At 37.7% G+C, this 20947-nt stretch carries 23 protein-coding genes; 13 read left to right on the forward strand and 10 right to left on the reverse strand.

Annotated elements, in window-relative coordinates; genetic code table 11:
* Positions 1–121 precede the first annotated feature (121 nt).
* From ACNHOZ_RS23495 to ACNHOZ_RS23510, 4 genes are all read left to right on the forward strand, one after another.
* Complete coding sequence (locus tag ACNHOZ_RS23495) at positions 122–1021, forward strand: ABC transporter ATP-binding protein (protein WP_255899035.1); 900 nt, start codon at positions 122–124, stop codon at positions 1019–1021.
* Complete coding sequence (locus tag ACNHOZ_RS23500; RefSeq protein ID WP_255899038.1) at positions 1014–2267, forward strand: ABC transporter permease; 1254 nt, start codon at positions 1014–1016, stop codon at positions 2265–2267. Before ACNHOZ_RS23495 ends, ACNHOZ_RS23500 begins: the two co-directional genes overlap by 8 nt.
* A gap of 469 nt (positions 2268–2736) precedes the next feature.
* Positions 2737–3678, forward strand: a complete 942-nt coding sequence (gene yhaM, locus ACNHOZ_RS23505; protein ID WP_013055309.1) for a 3'-5' exoribonuclease YhaM — start codon at positions 2737–2739, stop codon at positions 3676–3678.
* A 65-nt stretch (positions 3679–3743) separates the two neighbouring features.
* Complete coding sequence (locus ACNHOZ_RS23510) at positions 3744–3926, forward strand: sporulation YhaL family protein (RefSeq protein WP_013055310.1); 183 nt, start codon at positions 3744–3746, stop codon at positions 3924–3926.
* A gap of 42 nt (positions 3927–3968) precedes the next feature.
* Here the strand turns inward: ACNHOZ_RS23510 and ACNHOZ_RS23515 are convergent, their stop codons facing one another.
* On the reverse strand, positions 3969–4892 hold the full coding sequence (locus ACNHOZ_RS23515) for a peptidylprolyl isomerase (RefSeq protein ID WP_255899042.1): 924 nt from the start codon (positions 4890–4892) through the stop codon (positions 3969–3971).
* 307 nt (positions 4893–5199) lie between these two features.
* Between ACNHOZ_RS23515 and ACNHOZ_RS23520 the strand changes: the two genes are divergently transcribed.
* Both ACNHOZ_RS23520 and ACNHOZ_RS23525 read left to right on the forward strand, forming a co-directional pair.
* Positions 5200–5289: a YjcZ family sporulation protein gene (locus ACNHOZ_RS23520; RefSeq protein ID WP_074682953.1), complete on the forward strand. Its 90-nt coding sequence runs from the start codon at positions 5200–5202 to the stop codon at positions 5287–5289.
* 36 nt (positions 5290–5325) lie between these two features.
* Positions 5326–5421 (forward strand): YjcZ family sporulation protein, encoded by a 96-nt coding sequence (locus ACNHOZ_RS23525; RefSeq protein ID WP_016762974.1) that lies wholly within the window; start codon positions 5326–5328, stop codon positions 5419–5421.
* A gap of 35 nt (positions 5422–5456) precedes the next feature.
* Here the strand turns inward: ACNHOZ_RS23525 and ACNHOZ_RS23530 are convergent, their stop codons facing one another.
* Complete coding sequence (locus tag ACNHOZ_RS23530) at positions 5457–5636, reverse strand: hypothetical protein (protein WP_013055312.1); 180 nt, start codon at positions 5634–5636, stop codon at positions 5457–5459.
* A 476-nt stretch (positions 5637–6112) separates the two neighbouring features.
* Between ACNHOZ_RS23530 and ACNHOZ_RS23535 the strand changes: the two genes are divergently transcribed.
* Entirely contained in the window at positions 6113–6457 is a 345-nt protein-coding gene (locus tag ACNHOZ_RS23535; protein ID WP_033580648.1) for a DUF1878 family protein, read from the forward strand.
* A 3-nt stretch (positions 6458–6460) separates the two neighbouring features.
* On the opposite strand, the gene ACNHOZ_RS23540 is transcribed toward ACNHOZ_RS23535, so the two are convergent.
* The 4 genes from ACNHOZ_RS23540 to serC form a co-directional block, all read right to left on the reverse strand.
* Entirely contained in the window at positions 6461–7057 is a 597-nt protein-coding gene (locus ACNHOZ_RS23540) for an HTH-type transcriptional regulator Hpr (protein WP_014461677.1), read from the reverse strand.
* A 113-nt stretch (positions 7058–7170) separates the two neighbouring features.
* Entirely contained in the window at positions 7171–7566 is a 396-nt protein-coding gene (locus ACNHOZ_RS23545) for a YtxH domain-containing protein (RefSeq protein WP_447697296.1), read from the reverse strand.
* A 549-nt stretch (positions 7567–8115) separates the two neighbouring features.
* Positions 8116–8646 (reverse strand): tryptophan transporter, encoded by a 531-nt coding sequence (locus ACNHOZ_RS23550; RefSeq protein ID WP_447697297.1) that lies wholly within the window; start codon positions 8644–8646, stop codon positions 8116–8118.
* A gap of 124 nt (positions 8647–8770) precedes the next feature.
* Positions 8771–9868 (reverse strand): 3-phosphoserine/phosphohydroxythreonine transaminase, encoded by a 1098-nt coding sequence (gene serC / locus ACNHOZ_RS23555; RefSeq protein WP_255899054.1) that lies wholly within the window; start codon positions 9866–9868, stop codon positions 8771–8773.
* A gap of 253 nt (positions 9869–10121) precedes the next feature.
* Here serC and ACNHOZ_RS23560 point away from each other — a divergent pair, with 253 nt between their 5' ends.
* From ACNHOZ_RS23560 to ACNHOZ_RS23570, 3 genes are all read left to right on the forward strand, one after another.
* Positions 10122–10676, forward strand: a complete 555-nt coding sequence (locus ACNHOZ_RS23560; RefSeq protein ID WP_028412553.1) for a PadR family transcriptional regulator — start codon at positions 10122–10124, stop codon at positions 10674–10676.
* Positions 10677–10693: 17 nt separating this feature from the next.
* The gene (locus ACNHOZ_RS23565; RefSeq protein WP_034267989.1) at positions 10694–11137 is read left to right on the forward strand and encodes a GNAT family N-acetyltransferase; all 444 of its coding nucleotides are present in this window, start codon (positions 10694–10696) and stop codon (positions 11135–11137) included.
* Between the two features lie 302 nt (positions 11138–11439).
* Positions 11440–13335 (forward strand): acyltransferase family protein, encoded by a 1896-nt coding sequence (locus ACNHOZ_RS23570; protein WP_049162858.1) that lies wholly within the window; start codon positions 11440–11442, stop codon positions 13333–13335.
* Positions 13336–13420: 85 nt separating this feature from the next.
* Here ACNHOZ_RS23570 and ACNHOZ_RS23575 read toward each other — a convergent pair whose 3' ends face one another.
* On the reverse strand, positions 13421–13855 hold the full coding sequence (locus tag ACNHOZ_RS23575) for an HIT family protein (protein WP_014461670.1): 435 nt from the start codon (positions 13853–13855) through the stop codon (positions 13421–13423).
* Positions 13856–14546: 691 nt separating this feature from the next.
* Between ACNHOZ_RS23575 and ACNHOZ_RS23580 the strand changes: the two genes are divergently transcribed.
* Positions 14547–15290, forward strand: a complete 744-nt coding sequence (locus tag ACNHOZ_RS23580) for an ABC transporter ATP-binding protein (protein ID WP_255899062.1) — start codon at positions 14547–14549, stop codon at positions 15288–15290.
* A complete protein-coding gene (locus ACNHOZ_RS23585; protein ID WP_047751679.1) occupies positions 15283–16488 on the forward strand; it encodes an ABC transporter permease in 1206 nt (401 codons plus the stop codon). The genes ACNHOZ_RS23580 and ACNHOZ_RS23585 overlap by 8 nt, the downstream gene beginning before the upstream one ends.
* Before the next feature lie 37 nt (positions 16489–16525).
* Here the strand turns inward: ACNHOZ_RS23585 and ACNHOZ_RS23590 are convergent, their stop codons facing one another.
* Both ACNHOZ_RS23590 and ACNHOZ_RS23595 read right to left on the reverse strand, forming a co-directional pair.
* Entirely contained in the window at positions 16526–17245 is a 720-nt protein-coding gene (locus ACNHOZ_RS23590; RefSeq protein ID WP_028412549.1) for an EcsC family protein, read from the reverse strand.
* Between the two features lie 113 nt (positions 17246–17358).
* Complete coding sequence (locus ACNHOZ_RS23595) at positions 17359–18567, reverse strand: M20 family metallopeptidase (RefSeq protein ID WP_028412548.1); 1209 nt, start codon at positions 18565–18567, stop codon at positions 17359–17361.
* 224 nt (positions 18568–18791) lie between these two features.
* On the opposite strand from ACNHOZ_RS23595, the gene ACNHOZ_RS23600 reads away from it, so the two are divergent.
* Positions 18792–19457, forward strand: coding sequence for a phosphatase PAP2 family protein (locus ACNHOZ_RS23600; protein WP_255899066.1), 666 nt, complete (start codon positions 18792–18794; stop codon positions 19455–19457).
* Positions 19458–19504: 47 nt separating this feature from the next.
* On the opposite strand, the gene ACNHOZ_RS23605 is transcribed toward ACNHOZ_RS23600, so the two are convergent.
* Positions 19505–20893 carry a hypothetical protein gene (locus ACNHOZ_RS23605; RefSeq protein WP_255899069.1) on the reverse strand — a complete coding sequence of 463 codons (1389 nt, stop codon included), beginning with the start codon at positions 20891–20893 and terminating at the stop codon, positions 19505–19507.
* Positions 20894–20947: the final 54 nt, after the last annotated feature.

The raw sequence follows: 20947 nt of genomic DNA on the forward strand, positions 1-20947 counted from the left end.
AGTATAATTGTAAGCGTATTCAACATATTTCTCGTCTTATTCCTCTAAATCCTGCTAAGGTTTACAGATATCATTTTTTTCCATACAATAAACATAGGTTTATTTACAAAGGAGGAATTAAATGTCTCTTTCTATCCGTGAAGTTTCAAAAAGGTACGGTGAATTTACAGCTGTAAATGAACTATCCTTGCAAATTCCAAAGGGTGAAGTGTTTGGTTTTTTAGGTGCAAACGGTGCTGGCAAAACAACGACGTTTCGAATGATTTTAGGGCTCATTGAACCAACCTCAGGTCACATCCAATGGAATGATAAATCTTTAACTTACAGTAGAAGCCATCTAGTTGGTTACCTTCCAGAAGAAAGGGGATTATATCCGAAATTAAAAGTCAAAGATCAGCTTGTTTATCTAGGACGGCTGCGCGGGATGAAAAAAGCTAACGTGCTGCAAGAAATGGAGCACTGGTTATCTCGATTTAATATTCCTCAATATGCTTCCAAAAAAGTAGAAGAGCTATCCAAAGGAAATCAGCAAAAAATTCAATTTATTGCCTCCGTTATTCATCGGCCCGAGCTTCTTATTTTAGACGAACCTTTTAGCGGCTTGGATCCTGTAAATGTAGAGGTATTAAAAGAAGCGGTGCTTGATTTGAAAGAACGCGGAACGACGATTGTTTTTTCAAGTCATCGAATGGAACATGTGGAAGAACTTTGTGAATATTTATGTATTATGCATCATGGCATGCCTGTTGTATATGGAAGACTGCCGGAGATCAAGCGTTCATTTGGCAAGAAAAATGTCATTGTACACGGAAAAGGTCCGTTTGAGAGAATTACAGAGCTTGAAGGCGTTGTAAAGGTGAAAAAAACGGTTGAAGGCATAATTGTTCAAATCCAACATGAATCCGTATCGCAACTCATTTTTCAAGAACTTAAACACTTTTCATTTGTATCTAAATTTGCAGTGGAAGAGCCTTCATTAAATGATATTTTCATTGAAAAGGTAGGTGCTTCCTATGAATAAATTTTGGGTCATCGTTTTTCATACATATCTTAATAAATTAAAAACAAAATCTTTTATTATTACGACGATTATTACTGCTCTTATTCTAGTTGCTCTTACAAATATGGAGAAAATTATCGACGTTTTTAATTCAGACGATAATGGCACAAATGTGGGTGTCATTTATGAAGTGGAAAGCGTATATACGTTGTTCAAACAAAATGTAAATGCTATGGATTCAGACATTCATTTAAAAGAATTTACGTCTGAGGCTAAGGCAAAGCAAGCGGTAAAAAGCGGGCAGCTCGATAGCTATTTACTTTTATCTTTAAACAATAAGCAGCTGCCTCAAGCTGTGTACAAAGCTAACTCTTTGGCCGAATCAAATCTTTCGTCTACCTTAGAACAGGCGGTACAGCAAACAAAAGTGGCTATGGCTACAGTGAAAATTGGTTTAGAAGAAAAGCAAATTGATCAGCTTTACAGCCCTGTTTCATTTAAAAAAGAAGCGTTAGTTGAAAATGCCAAAACAGAACAAGAGCTAAATCAAGCAAGAGGTCTTGTGTATGTTCTGCTGTTTGTTATTTATTTTGCCGTTATCATGTATGGGAGCATGATTGCGATGGAAGTAGCTACTGAAAAATCATCCCGCGTTATGGAGATCCTCGTATCGAGCGTATCACCTATTACACAAATGTTTGCTAAAATCATTGGAATTGCACTGCTCAGCTTAACACAGCTTGCAGTGATACTGAGCGTGGGCTACACATCGTTAAAAGCCAGTGTGGAAACAAATCATAACGGCATCTTTTCTTATCTCGGATTTAATGATGTTCCGCTGACTACATTCGTGTATGCATTTGTCTTTTTCATATTAGGGTACTTTCTTTTTGCTACGCTCGCGGCTTTTTTAGGTTCTCTTGTGAGCCGTATTGAAGATGTACAGCAAATGATTACGCCCATGACCCTTGTGATTGTGGCCGCTTTTTTAATTGCTATGTTTGGACTTGGTGATCCTGAAACCACAATCATTACGGTCACATCTTTTATCCCGTTTTTTGCTCCGATGATTATGTTTTTGCGTGTAGGTATGTTAAATGTTCCTATGTGGGAAGTGAGTGTATCGATAGGGATTTTGGTTGTGACGATTACTGCTTTAGCTATATTTGGTGCCCGTGTGTATAAAGGAGGAGTCCTTATGTATGGTCAATCTACCTCTTTTAAAGATATTAAAAAGGCGCTGCAGTTAACGAAAAAAGAAACATAAAGAAGTGAGAGGCTGAGACAAAAGTAGATTAGTTGAAGGGAGGTCCGGACGAACAATCTAGATTCTTGATGGAGAATCCAACTCGTCCGGATTTTTTTATTGGTATGGTGACCATAGTTTGCATGTATGTAGTTGTTTCTAGCTGTGTATTGGAGAGCAAGACGAAGACTCCTGCGGAGAAAGCGGAAGCGACGAGGAGGCTCAGCGGCTGCCGGAAAGAGAAGTCTTGCACGGAAATCAACAGCGGTGCCTCAAGCGATTCATACTCGCTCCTTTATCCAATCTGTTTGTCTTTAGATTGTATTGATTTTGTTGTGTCATAATCTCATCTCTTATGAAAAAGCGTCTACCCGTGCATTCGGTGCCAAGCGATGGTAAAATGAAATGTAAAGAGCTGTAAATAAGCGGACGAAGCGATAAGAGCTTTGCTATCAAATACATAGAATGAAGTGGTAAGGAGGAAAAGGGCATGACAAAAGGAATTGCTCAATACGAAGTAGGAGAGCAAGTTGATCTTTATTTTTTAATTAAATCCTCAACGAGAGGAATTGCAAGCAATGGAAAACCATTTTTAACGGTAATCCTACAGGATAAAACAGGTGATATTGAAGCCAAGCTGTGGGATGCATCTCCAGATGACGAGGAAAATTATGCTGCTCAAAAGATTGTGCGAGCTGCTGGAGAAGTAATGAATTACCGCGGGCGCAACCAGCTGAAAATACGCAACATTCGTCCTGCACAGCCCCAAGACGGAGTGCGCACATCTGACTTTTTAGAAGTGGCGCCTTTATCTCAAGAAGAAATGGTGGAACATATTACAAAGAGTATATTTGAAATGAAAAATTCAAATGTCCAGCGCATTACTCGCCATTTGTTTAAAAAATATCAAACGGAATTTTTAGAATATCCGGCAGCAACTAAAAATCACCATGAGTTTGTATCGGGGCTTGCCTACCACGTGGTGTCTATGCTGAAGCTGGCTGAGTCATTTTCAACCCTTTATCCAAGCTTAAACCGCGACTTGCTGTACGCTGGAGTTATTCTTCATGACCTTGGCAAAGTATTTGAACTTTCAGGTCCTGTTTCGACGATATACACAGTCGAAGGGAACTTGCTTGGCCATATCTCGATTATGGTGAATGAAATTGGAAAAGCGGCGGAAGAATTAGCGATTGAAGGAGAAGAGGTCATGCTTCTTCAGCACCTTGTATTATCGCATCACGGTAAGGAAGAGTGGGGAAGTCCGAAAAAGCCGTTAATTAAAGAGGCTGAGATGCTTCATTTGATTGACAATGTAGACGCTAAAATGAATATGCTGGACCGAGCATTAACAAAAGTGAAGCCTGGTGAATTTACAGAGCGTATTTTTGCACTTGATAATCGTTCATTTTATAAACCAACGATTGATTAAAAAGGTATAAGTCTTTCTTCCTTCGCATATAGTGGTTGTAAATAACTGTGATGGGGGATCAATATATGGTGACACTACCAATTTGGATTTATTTAGTTGTAGCAGGCATTTTCTTTAGTGGATTTATGGCAATTCGTGCTGCACAACATGATAAGCAAGTGGATGATTCGTTTATTGAAAAAGAGGGACAAGTCTTCATCGAAAGAATGCAAGTGGAAAAAGAAAGACGCAACAGCGATTCTATCTGATTATATAAAAGAGCCTGTCACATGAGTGACAGGCTCTTAGCATTACTGCTGAGGAGTTTCTACGCCAGATTGACTATCTGTCGCACCTTCTTCGAAAATTGGTTTTACATTTTTATCTTTGACTTCCACTTTTGCTTTATCAAGCTCTTTTTGAATCTTCTTGTTCGCTTCTGCTTGATCTACTTTTGAACGTTTGATTTGCTGCTCAAGTTCAGGTTTCTTTTTCTCAAACGATTCTACTTTCTTTTTATCGACTAGTTTAATGATATGGTAGCCGTATTCTGTTTTGATTGGTTTACTTACTTCACCTTTTTTCAGCTTGTAAGCCGCTTCTTCAAATTCTTTAACCATTTGGCCTTCACTGAAGTAGCCTAAATCGCCGCCGTTAGCTGCAGACTGCTGATCCGTTGAATATTCTTTTGCCAGACTAGCAAAGTCTTCGCCTTTTTTGATTTTCGCTTCTACTTCGTTTGCTGTCTTTTCGTCTTTTACTAAAATATGACTTGCGCGAATTTGAGGTTTTTGAGCTTTATATTCATCATAAGCTTTTTTCAGTTCTTTGTCCGATACCTTAATGCCTGCTGTAGCAGCTTTTTCACGGAGAATATCAACTTTTAGCATATCTTTGACTTCTTTTTCGCCTTTTTGCTTAATAACTGAATCCACCTGATCACCGTATTGTTCTCTTAGAATGTTCAGCTGCTGATCAAGCTCTTTATCCGTTACTTTATATTTTTTACTCAATACTTTTTCTTCGGTAACGCTTCGTACGAGTGTATTAAATTGGTCTTGTCCGATTGTATCTTTCATTTGCTTATACAAATCACCTTGAGTGATATTGCCTGCTTTTGTTTCTACAATTACTTTTGAAGAATCGTTTGCATTTGAAGCATCATTTCCCCCACTGCATGCTGATAAAGCAACGAGGCTGGCTGCCGTTGTTAGTGCAACTAAGCTTTTTTTCATACGTAAACACTCCTACTCATCATTTTTACTTATGTAGCTTGACTCAAGATTTACTATATCACATTTCCTGATGTTAGCAAATGAAGTTAAAACCACGTAAATTTACATTTATTTTCCACTAAGCATGGAGTGATTATACGCTTATGATGGCTTTTTTATAAAGCGTTTTCAAAATGGTGGACAAACTCACAGAGTAATCTCCAAACGAGAAGCAAGAGAAATAAATTATGGAGTTTGGGCTAAAAGCCTAGACGTTTTTTGAGCTGATGCATAAGATGCAGTATTAGTAAACAAAGGGGGTGCTCAAATGAGCGGATGCGGATATGGAGGCGGTTTTGCACTATTAGTTGTACTGTTTATCTTATTAGTCATTGTTGGTTGTGCATGTTACCACTAGGAAACAGGTGAATATAAAAGGAAAGGGGCGATAGATATGGGTTCTTACGGATGCGGATACGGCAGTGGATTTGCTCTATTAGTCGTATTATTCATCTTATTAGTTATCATCGGCGCTAGCTGTTTTTGCTAAGCCTATAAAAAAGCGGTGAGACATCTCACCGTTTTTTATGTAAATGATACTTCAATATAAGATGAAACTAATAAAATGGTAATTAATACATTAATCGTACGAAAAACTTTAGGCTGTTTTTCAGCTGGAATTTCTTTTTGAATACACAATGTATTTGTTAGTGCATTGATGTAGAATAAAATGAATAGTGCAAATACAATAAAGAATATGTACATAAAAATCCCCCTAACAAAATCAGTGTGACGAAGACAAAAAGTCTTATAGTCATTTATATAGTACAGCTTTGTATGAATTTACAAATATCTATATTAACATTACCAAAAAAGCGGTAAAATAGATAGTTATATATACAGTTGAGCAAAGAATTTCAAAAGGTATTTACACAGAAATGCGGTTTTTATTTTATAAAGGGTAGTTAAGAAGTTGAGAAATAGGTTTTAAACGAAATAGCAAAGTGAATGGATAAGAAATGAGTAACAATCAGCCATTGTGCAAAAGGATTGTTAAAAAGGACAGAGGGATTTATATTAATATATGCAGTGAGTACATAATCAGTATATGAAAATCTTTATACGGTGCTACTCAAACAGGAAATGTGATTGACGAAGAAAGAATTATTTGGAAGAACATGAATGAATCATGTACAATATGGAGTAGAGATATATGAACGTTGAAGGAGTAGGGGAAGCGGATGGAAACTTTAGAATCTCGAGTATCACGTTTAGAATATTACATAAAACTGTTATCTGGGACATCTGAACAAGAAGCTAAACCATTTATTGATTTAGTGGTAAGAAATCAGCTTACAAAGAAGGAAGTAGAGGAAATTTTAATTCTGTGTGAAGATACAAAAAGCGAATATATTGAGCAAAAAGCGGAAGGCCTAACAGACTTTGTTCCGCTTCTTACACAATTTGTTGGTATGCTGAATTATAAATTAACTCCCAGAGAGACGGTCGAATCGCTTCGTTATCAACCTTCTTATCAAGATGTGATGAATGAATTTTTTGAAATTATTCAATGGATAAGGGACTAACCATTAAGAGTTTGAAATAGTCTCCTGGTGGTTCTCTTTATCTTTCTTGACAAGCTTGCCATCTTCTTCAGTGAATTCTTCTTCGATATGATGGAAAGATCGCTCGAAGATATCCATAAAATCTTCACCGTAAATTTTGCGGATGACGGTCATTAGTTCCATAAACTCAGGGAATTTGCCGTACAAGTCGCGCAACGGAAGTGCGCCGCTGAATACTGAATTATTAGAAGGCTCGTAATGTTCCATTAAATCCAGTAAAATGGCCTCGCCTTTATCTGTCAGCTGAATGTACGTATTTCGCTTGTCGCTTTCTTTTTTAGAAAACTCAAGTAAACCTCGTTCTTCTAGTTTTTTGGAGAAGTTAAATGCAGTAGAAACATGCATAACTCCAAACTTGGCAATTTCGGAAATGGAAGCCCCGTTTAAATGATATGAAATCCACAAAATATGATGCTCGTTAATATTAAGGTCATAAGGCTTAATCCATTGCTGCCAATCCTTCTCTACGGTTTTCCAAAGGGCTTTACTTAATTGGGCAATACGTTGGCTAAATAGAAGTGCTTCTTTCAAACTGTAATCCTGATCACTAGTCTTTTTCATCTTCTCCCACCTACTTAGTCTCTTTTTTTATTTATCTTCTATTATGCCAATAAAATAAAAAATTATAAAGATGTAAATTTACAAAATTTTAAAAAATTAAAAAAGAAGGCGCTTTAACCTTCTTTTTTGTCAATTTTTTCATTGGGATTTTTAGTTGTCTGTACATGTTCCTCTAGGTTTGACAAAGAATTTTGGATTTCTTTCAAATGATGCTGAATGGATTCCTTATGAGGGACAATTTCTTCTTTAAACTGACCAAGGGTAGTAGAAAGGTCACTTGCGATATTTTTCACTATAGTATTTCCTTCTCTGGCGGTCATTTGTACTTGTTGAGAAATAGCTTTTATTTTTGTTGAGAGCTCTTGTTGTGAAGCGTTAACTCGGTCTTTTCGAGAACTGACACGCTGTTTAAGTTCTCGTCCTGAATATGGAGTAATAAGAAGCGTTGTAATAGCGGCTACGGTGCTTCCGATTGCTGCTCCAGCTGCTAGTTTTTTCATTCTACTCATTATTTATTTCCTCCTATGTAGTAAAGTAATTGCTAACACTTCCTTCTGACATAATCATAAAAAAATAGCATAGATTTATACAAAAGAAGGAGGTTATCAACATGGGATAGCTTTATTCATTCTTTTGATGATTAGCCTGAGTTTTTTTCTGGCTGCCTTTAAATGGTTTAGCCTTACGACTAGAACGGCATCATATCCACCTAAACATGTGCTTAAACAAAAGTCTCTTACATGTGCGACAGTGGCTTTTGCGAGTTTTTTATTGGCGCTTATACTTTATTATGTAACCTAGGATGGGGAACTTAAACCTTTATTACATAGTAAGTCTTCATACCTATTGTATGAGCTGCAAATGAAATTTAAGTGAAAAGCATCCTGTATCATTTCTTTTTAAACAACAAGTTAAGAGCCGGACTTTAGACTGTCTCTAAAAGATCAGCAACATACTATAAATGAACCGTTTTATCTAAAGGTCCGCCACGCTTTGGCGGGCCTTAGCTTTTGGTGTAAAAAAAGAGCCTGATTCTTAACTAAATCAGGCTCTTGACGTTACGATAATTTTGCTTTGATGCTTGTGCGTTTTAGAACGGATTGAACAATTGGATAAATAACGACCATAACGATTGTATTCACTACTGTTGCAGGTAATACAACTGCAGCAACAAGCGCCATGACGCTGTTTCCGCCCGGTAAGCCGACGATTAGCGCGGCAGCTGACAAGAATACGGTTCCTGATACGAGCGTGCCAACAGCTGTTAAAGCAGCGGCAACTGGTGTTTTCATGCCTGTTGCTTTTTTCACAAGCATAAATAATGCAAAGAAAACAAATGCTGTAATTGGTTTATCAATCAAGTTTGCAATTTGTCCGCCAGGAAAGCTTGTTGTTAAAGCAGAAATAACTGCTGTGGTTAAGCTAACCAATGCAACATTTTTTACGCTAGGAAACAACAGGATTGCTAAAAACATCATTGTTAACATCATATCTGGCTTCATTCCAAATAAAATAGGAGTTACCACCGTGTGGAGAACCGCTCCAATTCCGACTAATAACGCTAAAGAAACTAAAACTTTTGTATTCATTTCTCATCTCTCCTCTTCTAAGCTAAGCTCGAAATATACCAATAGTGCGTCTATGCCCATTGCATATATTTACATACTGATTATAACATATTTATGTGAAAAAAGAATCAGCTAATTCTGCCAATTACGCGTTTGCCTGCGCAAATTCATCCATAAAGACGGCAAGAGCTTCACACGCTTCAAGCGGCACAGCATTGTAAATAGAAGCGCGGCATCCGCCGATTGAACGGTGTCCAGCTAATCCTACAAAGCCTTTTTCTTTTGCTTGCTGTAAAAACTCAGCCGTTAGCTCATCGTTTGGTAAAGTAAACGTGACATTCATAATTGAACGGCTTTCCTCTGTAGCGTGAGGAGTATAGAAATCGTTTGAACGTTCCATGCTTGCGTAGAGTAACTTAGCTTTTTTATGATTTTGAGCTTCAATGGCTTTAACGCCCCCTTGTTCTTTAATCCAATCTAAAACAAGTGAAAGCATATAAATACCAAACGTTGGAGGAGTGTTGTAAAGAGAATTGCTCTTTACGTGAGTCTCATAGTTCAGCATTGTTGGTAAACCTTCAGGGATACGTTTAAGCAATTCTTTCTTCAAAATGACAACTGTTACACCAGATGGTCCGAGGTTTTTCTGAGCACCAGCATAAATGAGTGAGAACTTAGATACATCAATTTGACGGCAAAGAATGTCGCTTGACATGTCAGCAATTAAGTCTACTCCTTCAATAGAAGGATAGTCAGCCCATTGTGTACCAAAAATGGTATTATTGGACGTGATATGCAAGTACCCAATCTCTTCTTTTGGAAGCTTTATATCATCTAAAGCTGGAATAGAGCGGTAGTTCTCTTCTTTAGTAGAAGCAACAACTGCTGTTTTTCCAAGTTTCTTTGCTTCTTTTAACGCTTTTTCCGACCATGATCCCGTTAGCACATATGCCCCGACTTGATCAGGAGCTAAAAAGTTCATTGGAATCATAGAGAATTGCAGGCTTGCTCCGCCCTGCAGGAATAAAATTTCATGTGTATCTGGAATATTAAGCAATTCCGTTAGTGTTTCTTTAGCATGTGTTAATACATCTTCAAACTCTTTGCTGCGATGTGATAATTCCATCACAGACATACCTGTATTTTTGAAGTTAACTAGCTCCTCTTGAGCAAGTTGTAAGACAGGTAGGGGAAGCGCAGATGGACCTGCATTAAAATTATAAGCTCTGTTTAACGTAATCACATTAATTCCTCCTCAAATTAGTTCGAACACTCATCATACAAAATGGCTAATGACTGATGTCAGAAAGAATATCATTATACTATCATGAAAACTCTTAGTTGTGGAGGTAACTTTTCAAAAATTTAAATTAATCTGTAAAGAGAAAATAATAGAAAAAAGATAAATAAAAAGTATACGTAAACATGTTTTGGCAAACATGTAAATGAAATGTTTATATGCTATACTGATGGAAGAAATAATGTGGAGGAACAGAATGAGAGTATTAAAATATGCAATATTAGGGCTCTTAAATCAGGAGGAGCTCAGCGGGTATGACATTACCAGACTTTTTAAAGAAGAGGTTGGTAATTTTTGGAGCGCTAAACACAGCCAGATTTATCCCGAGCTAAAGCGATTAACAGAAGAGGGATTTATTCGCTATGAAACCGTGATTCAAGGCAAAAAATTAGAAAAAAAGATGTATTCGATAACGGAAGAAGGAAGAGTCGAGCTAAGCAAGTGGCTCACTACGATTGATCCTATTCCTGAAACAACTAAAGATGAATTTATGTTAAAAGCTTATTTTGCTTCATCCATGTCAATAGAAGAGTTAAAGCAACAAATAGATAACCAATTATCAAGCAGGAAAATGAAGCTGACTTTTTTAAAGAAACGAATGGATGATCTTTTAGAAGAAGTTAATCACCACATTACCGTTTCTTCTCCTCAATTTGGTCATTACTTGGTGCTATCTCGCGCTCAAGACCGGGAGACAAGCTATATCAATTGGCTTGAACGTACGCTGAATTTAATTGAAAAAGAACAATAAGAAAAGGTGAGCAGATCATGAGTTGGTGCATAAAATCATTTCAAGAGCTGACAAACGATGAGCTTTATGAAATTCTACAGCTTCGCACCTCTATTTTTGTTGTGGAACAGAAGTGTGCTTACTTAGAAGTAGATGGAAAAGACAAATTTGCTTATCATTTGTTCAAAAAAGAAGATGAGAAAATTATCGCATACCTTAGAGTTTTACCAAAAGGAATTAGCTATAAAGAAGCTTCTCTTGGACGTATTATTGTAAAACAAGCACAGCGCGGTACAGGTCTCGGAAGAGAACTAGTAGCAAGAGGAATTGCTTTTCTAGAGAATGAATTGCACGAGAAGACAATTAAAATTCAAGCTCAAAGCAGACTTCAAACATTTTATGAATCGTTTGGTTTTAGACCTATTTCCGATATTTATTCAGATGAAGGACTCCCACACGTCGATATGCTAAAGACACCTTAGAAACTTCACCATTTGTGTGAAGTTTTTCTATTTTTAAAACGGGTAAGGTGAAAGAAACGTGTAGGGTTTAGTGGCATGCAGATAGAATCGATATGACTACTACTAAATTAGTAATTTATGAATAAGATAGATAGTGAATTTGTTTCTTTTTACTTATTCTTTGATTTTCAGTAAGTGATATATTGAAGAAAGTAATAATATTGTATATAATGATTTTTGTAACAAAAATGTAACAATTACGTAATATTCTTAATATTTATTGAGAAAGAAATTTGTTGTACATATTGCTTGGAGGCATTTTTATGAGTGCAAAAGAAAAGAAAAATAGGTATATATATAGTTTGGACGGACTTCGGGCCTTTGCTGTCATGGCTGTGATTGCTTATCACTTAGGCTTTGGATGGGCGTCTGGAGGATTTTTAGGAGTTGACGTTTTCTTTGTATTATCTGGGTATTTAATTACCTCAATTTTACTGGTGCAATCTTGGGAAAATCCTTTAAAGAATTTGAAGCATTTTTGGATTAGCCGTACGAGAAGACTTCTTCCAGCTGTGTATGTGATGGTCGTATTAACTGCAGCGTGGGTTATTTTATTTAATCGACCATTGTTAACAACGCTACGAGGCGATGCATTATCGTCTATTTTTTATATGAGTAACTGGTGGTTTATTTTTCATAAAGTTTCATATTTTGATAGTTTTGGATCACCGTCACCATTAAAAAACTTATGGTCACTTGCTATTGAAGAGCAGTTTTATATTGTATGGCCACTTGTTTTATTGTTGGGTTTGAAATTTATTAAAAAGAGAGGAATTCTTTCTCTATTTATTTTAGCTGGAGTAATGGCCTCAGCCATTCTGATGTCTTTTTTATATGAGCCAGGAGGAGATCCTAGCCGCATTTATTATGGAACCGATACTCGGCTGTTTGCCCTTTTAATCGGTTGTTTACTTGCATTTGTCTGGCCGATGTATCGTTTATCATCAAAAAATCTTCCAGCTGTGGGCAAGCAAGTATTAAACGCAGTAAGTATGGTAAGCTTCTTTGTATTTATTCTCTGCGTATGGAGCGTTGATGAGTATACGCATGCATCTTTTCTTTATCAAGGCGGCATGCTGCTGATTTGTTTAAACGCTGCTGTGCTGGTTGCAACGATTAGTCACCCTAGTAGTTTTTTAGGAAAAGCTTTGTCGTTTAAACCGCTTCGCTGGCTTGGTACTAGATCATACGGTATCTATTTGTGGCATTATCCGGTTATTGTTCTTACAACACCTGTAGCCGAGATTGGCCGCCCGGTCTATTGGCATGCGCTGTTACAAGTAGGAATTACATTTATCATTGCTGAACTTTCGTACCGTTACATCGAGGTGCCTATTCGCACACGCGGTTTTCGCTATTATTTCCGGCATTACCATCCGAGAGAGCTTTTTAAATGGCGTAATCTCTCTCGTTCGAGACAAGCGGTTTTGGGCAGTCTCATTTTCTTTTTGGCGTTGTTTACAGCGGATATGACAAGCTTTGCTATTAGTACGCAGCAAAAGGATGAGACCGAAGCAAAACAAACAGAGGTTAAAATTCAAACGAATCATAAAGAAAATGCTTCAACTTCTGTCAAAGACAAGAACAAAGCGGAGGATGAAAAAACAAAGAACGCAGAAAAGAACTCCGCAGAAGAAAAATCTGATGCAAAAGAAGAACAGCAGCCGAATTCTTACAGAGATGTTCTTGCGATTGGAGATTCGGTCATGCTGGATATTGCTCCTAATCTTAAAGAGATGCCGCTTAGTATTACGATTGACGGAAAAGTAGGAAGGCAGCTCAATGAAGCACTGCAGCTAACTCCTAGTTATCAAGCATTTAATAATCCGAACAGCGCAGTGATTATTGAGTTAGGAACGAACGGTTATTTTACCAATGAAGAACTTGAACAACTGTTAAAAGCTTTTTCACAAGCGGACGTTTACTTAGTGAATACGCGCGTTCCTCGTTCCTGGGAAAGCACCGTGAACAAGAACTTGAAAGCTGCTTCTGAAAAGTTTGATCACGTCACGCTTGTAGATTGGTACTCTGAGGCTTCTAAGCACCCTGAATACTTTACATCAGATGGTGTCCACTTGGTACCTGAAGGATCAAGAGCATTAACAAAATTGATTGAAGAGCGTATGAATTTAGAAGTTAAGGCAGAAAATGGTTCATAATGAGCGAGAGACGTATTGAGTTTTACATCATAAACTGATTAATAGATAAAACAAAAAAAGCTTACATGTGTAAGCTTTTTTTGTTTCAAGAAAGGCGAGAAGAAATATTGCCAGCGATTTCTTGAAGTTTTTCAGGCGTGTATTCGCTTGTATGCTCTTTCCATACAGCACCGAATCCATCGCCTTCCCCGTAGCGTGGAATAATGTGCATATGATAATGAAACACGGATTGACCAGCTTTTTCACCATTATTATTTAAGATGTTTAAGCCGATTGGGCTGTATGTTTCTTTAATTGCATTTGCGATTTGAGGAACCACTTCAAATAAATTGCGCGCAATTTCCGGTGTTAGTTCGTGAATGTCTTTTTTATGTACTTTTGGAATCACCAGCGTATGACCTTTTGTTACTTGACTAATGTCTAAAAAAGCTAATACATGTTCGTTTTCAAATACTTTTGCACCTGGAATTTCACCGCGAATAATTTTGCAAAAAATACAGTTTTCATCATGTGTGCTCATTATGTTCACCTTCCGTTACTAATATAAATGTATGGGTATACATGTACGTTTATTTTACCACAAAGTAGAAATGCAATCAGCAGGCAAGAAATAGCCACTCATATTTTATACACAAAAACGGGATGCAAACGATTATGCATCCCGTCATGTGAAGAAGGAAAAAACAGCTTTTAATGCAGCATATGATCTTTAAGGAACACCTCATTTACGTAATTACATTGCCTAATGAAACAGTCAATTGAAAAAGTATATTCTCTTTAACAAACACCTCATTTAAGCATTGAGCTAAAAAAATATACAATGTGAACGAAATCGTTCTTGGTCTTTGACAAACACCTCATTTACACAGTAATAAATGAACATTATTGTCTACCCATTATATATATTCTTACTACGTTCATGACTACCATCCCCTTATGAATCAAACATACATCGATTTACAATAAGGTTTTCTGAAATATGCCTGCTGTAGACACCTCATCCCAAATGTAAGAAGCTTTGTAATGATTAGTTGTAATCAATAACTTGTTTTCCTTCTTCCCTATATAGAATGTCCCGATATTTCGATTATATTCTGGAAAAATTAACCGAAAAGAATTGAAAACGATGTGAGGACGAAAAAGATTTGGTACAATAGAGCAAATAGCGCTTGCGCTTGTAGACAAAAAAGAACAAATAAAAGGAGATCGTGATGGGTTCTTTATTGCAAATTAACAATATTACAGGGGGATATACGAAAACTCCCGTCTTAAAAAATGTATCGTTTGATGTAAATGCAGGTGAATTAGTTGGGTTAATCGGCTTAAACGGAGCCGGAAAAAGTACAACGATTAAACATATCATTGGATTAATGGAAGCAAAAAAAGGAAGTGTATCCATTAATAATAAAACCTTTCAACAAGACCCAACAGGCTATCGAAGTCAGTTTACGTTTATTCCAGAAACTCCTGTGCTCTACGATGAATTAACATTAAAAGAACATTTGGATATGACAGCTATGGCTTATGGACTTGAGCCTCAAGCATATGAAGCACGTCTGCAGCCGCTTTTAAAAGAATTTCGTTTAGACCGGAAGTTAAAATGGTTTCCCGCGCATTTTTCAAAAGGGATGAAGCAGAAGGTTATGATTATGTGCGCTTTTTTGGTTCAGCCGTCTCTTTATATTATTGATGAACCTTTTTTAGGTTTAGACCCGCTTGGTATTCAATCCTTACTTGATTTGATGATGGATATGAAAAAGCAAGGTGCAGGCATTTTAATGTCCACACACATTTTGGCGACCGCGGAGCGCTACTGTGATAAATTTGTTATTTTACATAACGGAGAAGTAAGAGCGCAAGGAACGCTTAAAGATCTTCAAGAAGAATTTCAGATGCGCAATGCTACTCTTGATGAAATTTATATTGAATTAACAAAGGAAGAAGGCTATGAGTAAGATTGACGCATTATGGAAGCAACGATTTCAGCAGTATTTAGTGGATGTAAGAAGATATACAAAATATATCTTAAATGACCACATTAAATTAGTGTTAATTTTTGCGATTGGCGGCTTGGCCTACTATTATCAACAGTGGTTGAGTACATTAACACCTGCGTTTCCTTCGGCTGTAGTGATTGCGATCCTTATGGGATTGATTTTAACAATGGGCCAAATTCAAACGTTTTTAAAACGACCTGATTTAGTCTTTTTGCTTCCTTTGGAGACGAAGCTGCAGCCTTATTTCAAAAAATCTTTTTGGTTTACCTTTACGATTCAGCTTTATATTTTATTATTTGCAACGGGTGCAGCAGCGCCTCTTCACGTAAAAGTAATGCATGATTCTTACTCAAATATTTTTGTGTTTTTTCTGCTATTACTCATTCTGAAAGTTGTAAACTTAGGCATGTCTTGGTGGGCCGTATGGTTTGAAGAAAAGTGGGCGAAGTGGACAGATTATATCGTCAGATTTTTCTTAAACGCAGTTTTTACTTATTTCTTATTTTCGCATGCATACGTATTTTTCACAGGAATTGTAGCGGTAATTATGATTGCGCTAGCCGTTTATTATCGCTCTCTTACAAAAAGGAAGCCGATTAAATGGGAAAAGCTAATTGACTTAGAAGAAAAGCGCATGGGCTATTTTTATCGATTAGCTAATTTATTTACGGATGTTCCACAAGTCAAAGAACGAATCAAACGCCGTAGATATTTAGATTGGCTAGTAACACGTATTCCATTTCGTCAAAATGCCACTTACCATTACTTGTACACCAGAACATTTTTGCGATCAGGAGATTATTTAAGCTTGCTCGTTCGCTTAACTGTCATTGGCGGATTTTTAATTGTAGCTGCGCCGTTTCAATACGGCAATATAGTGGTTGTTTTATTTGTTGTATACATGACGGGTTTTCAATTACTCCCGCTTTGGAAGCAGCACAAGCAAATTTTATGGCTTTCTCTTTATCCAGTCGAAGCTAAAGAACGAAAAAGGGCATTTTTGGACGTATGGAAAAAAGCGCTGTATGTACAAATTCTTGTGCTCGCCATAGTGGTGGCTTTTTCTAATATAGTTGCTGCACTGCTTTCCTTGGCAGCAGGTGCTATATTTATTCACTTATTTGTAAATGCATATGTAAATAAAAAATTAACGTAAAAAAAGCTCCGAATGGAGCTTTTTTTACGTTTTTAGACTACTTTTGAGACGAAGATAATATCCGAAAGCGATAGACGTTCATCGCTACTTTTGTGAGATGATCAAGAAGCTGATAATTCGCATACGCACCTACAACAGCTCCAATTCCCGGCATCAGCTGAAACATTTTCACAACATCAATGTAATCGCGATATTCTTGTTGAAAAGCTTTCCAATCAAGCTCAAGAAGTTCCTCTTTCTTTTCCTCCCAGCTTTCTACTACTTCGAGCAGCTTCGTTCTATGGTCGTCGCTGCAAAAGGCAAGATGAAAAATATACAGCATATAAATGCGTTCTTCTTTTTCTTTTACATCAAAACCATACGTCGCGGCAATGTCAAATAAGCACTTCATTTTTATGGAAAGAAGAAGTGGGAAATCTGCTGCGCCTAAAAGGAGACCGCCTGCACCAGTACCAGCTCCTTCTACAGCAGCTGTTTTTTTGTACTTAGGTATGAGCTCCAAAATTCTTTTCTCTTTTTCTTCAAACGAAAGACCGCTGACATCTCTTTTTTTAGTCGTGAAATCGGACCCAACAAGCGTGGTTTCAACCATTTTTTTTATACTTTCAGTTATAATTCTATGGACTTTAGCAGGGATTTTTTCATTTAGTTTAAGCTGTAAGGATTTTGCGGTACGCTGAAATTTAGAAGGTCGTTTCAACATGCTAAATTTCCAATGTTCAGCTTCTCGTAACACTTTTTCTTCATACGTATTCAAAAAAGTCACCTCTTTTCAGTCGATATAAATACTACGTTTTAAGTGAGAAAAAGTTTCCTAAAATAAAACAGCAAGCAATCGTCTGTTTATCTGTACGAATGCTTGCTGAATGATTAATTCGCTTTTATTGCGTTTTTAGAATGAGCTTGTTCTCTTAAATACTCAACAGCAGCCGTACCAAGCGTTTTCGCTGCGATAAGCATTGCTTTTTCGTTAAAATCAAATTTAGGATGATGATGAGGATAAGGAGCATCTACACCTTCTGGCTGAGCTCCTGTAAAGAAGAACGTTCCTTTAATATGCTGCAAATAATAAGAGAAATCTTCTCCAGTCATGTGAGGCTCCGTTTCTTCGACTGTATGAACTTCATCGATTTGAGAAGCAGCAGAAGCAAGAAAGGCCGTTTCTTCCGGGTGGTTTACGACGGAAGGATAGCCGCGCGTATAACTCAGCTCATAAGAAGCATCAGCCGTTAAGCATGTACCTTGGACAATTCGTTCGATTTCTTTTTCGACATCATTTCGTACATCTTCATTAAATGTTCTTACCGTTCCAATTAGTCGAGCAGAATCAGCGATAATATTAAATGCATTTTCCGCTACAAAAGAACCTATGCTTACAACCGCTGAATCAATTGGATTTACACGTCTGCTTACAATTTGCTGTAAATTAACAACAAGCTGAGAGGCGATGACGATTGAGTCTTTTGTTTTGTGGGGCTGTGCACCGTGTCCGCCTGCTCCTTTGATCGTAATTTCAAAGCGATCAGCAGCAGCCATAATAGGGCCCGTTCGATATTGAACCACACCAGTGGGAGTTAATGACCATAAATGCGTTCCGAATATCGCGTCTACACCGTCTAAGCATCCGTCTTCAATCATGGACTTGGCGCCTCCGGGAGCATACTCTTCGGCGTGCTGATGAATGAAGACGATTTTACCAGGGAGAGAATCTCTTATTTCAAAAAGCGCTTTAGCAAGGACTAAAAGAGTAGCCGTATGACCATCGTGGCCACATGCATGCATCACGCCCGGAACAGTTGATTGATAGGGTACATCTTTTTCATCTTGAATAGGAAGGGCATCAAAGTCGGCTCTCAAAGCTACAGTAGGACCAGGTTTTCCTCCTTGAATGCTTGCTACAATGCCGTTTCCTCCTACATTTGCTCGGTAAGAAATACCGATCTTGTCATAAAAAGACCGAATGTAGGCAGCAGTTTGAAATTCTTTAAAAGACGGTTCTGGATACTGATGCAGATATCGGCGAATTTGAACCATTTCATCAAATTTTTCTTCAAGTAAAGTATGTAGCTTGGAGTTCACATAACCATATCCTTTCTGTGTAAGTCGAATAAAGTTTTGAATTTTTTGACATTTTAATCATTATATCATTATCTATAAAAAAGAAAAGAATGTAAGCGTTGTTATTGAAAAAAGTAATTGAATCATGAAATATTTTATATACATAATAGATACATAAGATGAGAAATAGGGACAAAGAATGAGTTTTTTACCAATTTTCTCGTGAGATAATAGGAGGTAACGATATGGTAGATTCACAAACTGTATCTCTGTACAAAAAATTGATGTGGGCGTTTGGGATTGCGGGTCTCGTTTTTTTAGGAGTGTTGTTTGCTGTGTCGACAGATTCTTTTCAAGGAGACCGCTGGCTTGTTTCAGCTATAGATGACAGCACTATTCTTCAGTCAGCGTCATCTGTTTTTCACGGCCTGTCTTTTTTAGCTTCAAAAGTGATGATTATGGTTCTTTTAGCTGTACTTATTGTTTTTTTATTTTTAAAAAAAGACTATATTGGCATGATATCCTCATTTTTACTTATTTTAAGCGGCAATATTATTAATAAAGCGGTTAAAGATGCGGTAGAACGAGCCCGTCCTCTTGAAGGCATCGAAGGTTACAGTTTTCCAAGCGGCCATGCAATGATGGGAATTCTTATCTACGGTCTGATTTTCTTTTTTCTGATCAAGCATATAAACAATCAAAAGGTGGCCAAGTGGTATCAGCGGGCAATTACTTTAATTGTTTTGTTAATCGGCGTCAGCCGTATTCTGTTAAGAGAACACTTTTTAACAGATGTATTAGCTGGCTACAGCTTAGGGCTTATGTGGCTAATTGTAGGCATTTTCTTCTATACGCTTGTTTATGCGTATGTAAGGCCGTCAGCGGAAAAAGAGTTTCCAAAAGGTATGTAACAAATATATACATATGACCCCCTTCATCAAAAGAAGGGGGCTTTTGTTTAAACTAGGAACATTGCGACAATCGTTGTAACAACTAATCCAATCGCTACAGGTTTTAAATTGCGTCTAGCGAGTTCAAACGGACTGACTCCACAAATCGCAGCAGCTGGAATGAGCGCCCATGGAATCAACGTTCCCCCTCCAACCCAAATCGCAGCAATTTGCCCCAAAGCAGTTAGCGTGGCAGCGCCCGATCCTAAAGCAGATGCAAATAAATGAGAGACAGAGCCTACGAGTGAAATACCTGAAAAGCCTGAACCGTCTAACCCTGTAATAGCTCCTAGCGCAGTTATCGTCACAGTAGCGACCTGTGCAGTTAACGGTACAGTCGAAGCAAGCGCAACGCCTAGGTCATTGACAAGTCCATGTGATCCTTTCGGAAGAAAGTCACCAATGATTGTTTTGAATCCAGCATCTCCTAAATAGAAAAAAGCGGCAATCGGAATAACGGGACCGAATACTTTAAACCCAAACTGCAAGCCTTCAATCAAGTAGGAAGTGGTTTGTTCGAGACCTTTTCCTTTGTGAGCAATAAGCGACACCACTACTAAAATAAATAGAGCTGTACCTCCAACGAGAGCAGTGGCATCTCCTCCCTGTAAATGAAGGGCGAACATTGCCCATACGTCTATAGCAAAGAAAAGAGGAACTATAATGGCTAAAGTCCGGCGTAATGAAGGAGAAAGAGGTGTGGATTGGTTAGAAGAGCTGCTTGTTAAAATTGTCGGTTGCGACTGAATTTTATTGTGCTTCATATCTTGTTTTAGAAAGTAAAAAGCAGAGAGTGTGGTAACGACTCCCATCACAATGACAAGAGGGACACTTGCTTGAACAACCTCGTGAACCGGAAGACCTGCTGCGTCAGCGGTTATCTTAGGGGCAGCTTGAATAACAAAGTCTCCTGAAAGCGCAACGCCGTGGCCGAATAAATTCATCGCTACAGCTACGCCTATAGCTGGAAGCCCTACGCGGATGGCAACTGGTAAAAGCACGGCTCCAAGTAAAGCAACGGCTGGAGAAGGCCAGAAAAAATAGGAGATGGTCATCATAACTAATCCAATAACCCAATAGGCAAGAGTAGGTGTTTTAATGAGGCGAGCAAAAGGTGAAATCATCGATTCATTTATTCCTGTAGCCATTAAGACTTTACTCATGGATACAATAATTGAAATAATTAAAATGGTAGGAAGCAGTTCTGTAATGGCATAAATGAAGCTGGAAAAAACAGCGCTGACGGAGTGGCTTAACGAAGAGGTAGCCGTTAAGGAAAGCAAAAAAATCCCGAGTATACAAAGGATACTCGTATCTCGCCGCATAATCATAAAGCCGATAATGAAGGCGATAAAAAGGACATACATCCAATGAAGAGCTCCAAGCTCTATGCCCATAAAAATTCCTCCCAATAGGTAATGTAGTATACAATATGACGTTTGTGCCTATTG

The organism is Priestia sp. D51, from assembly GCF_053345675.1.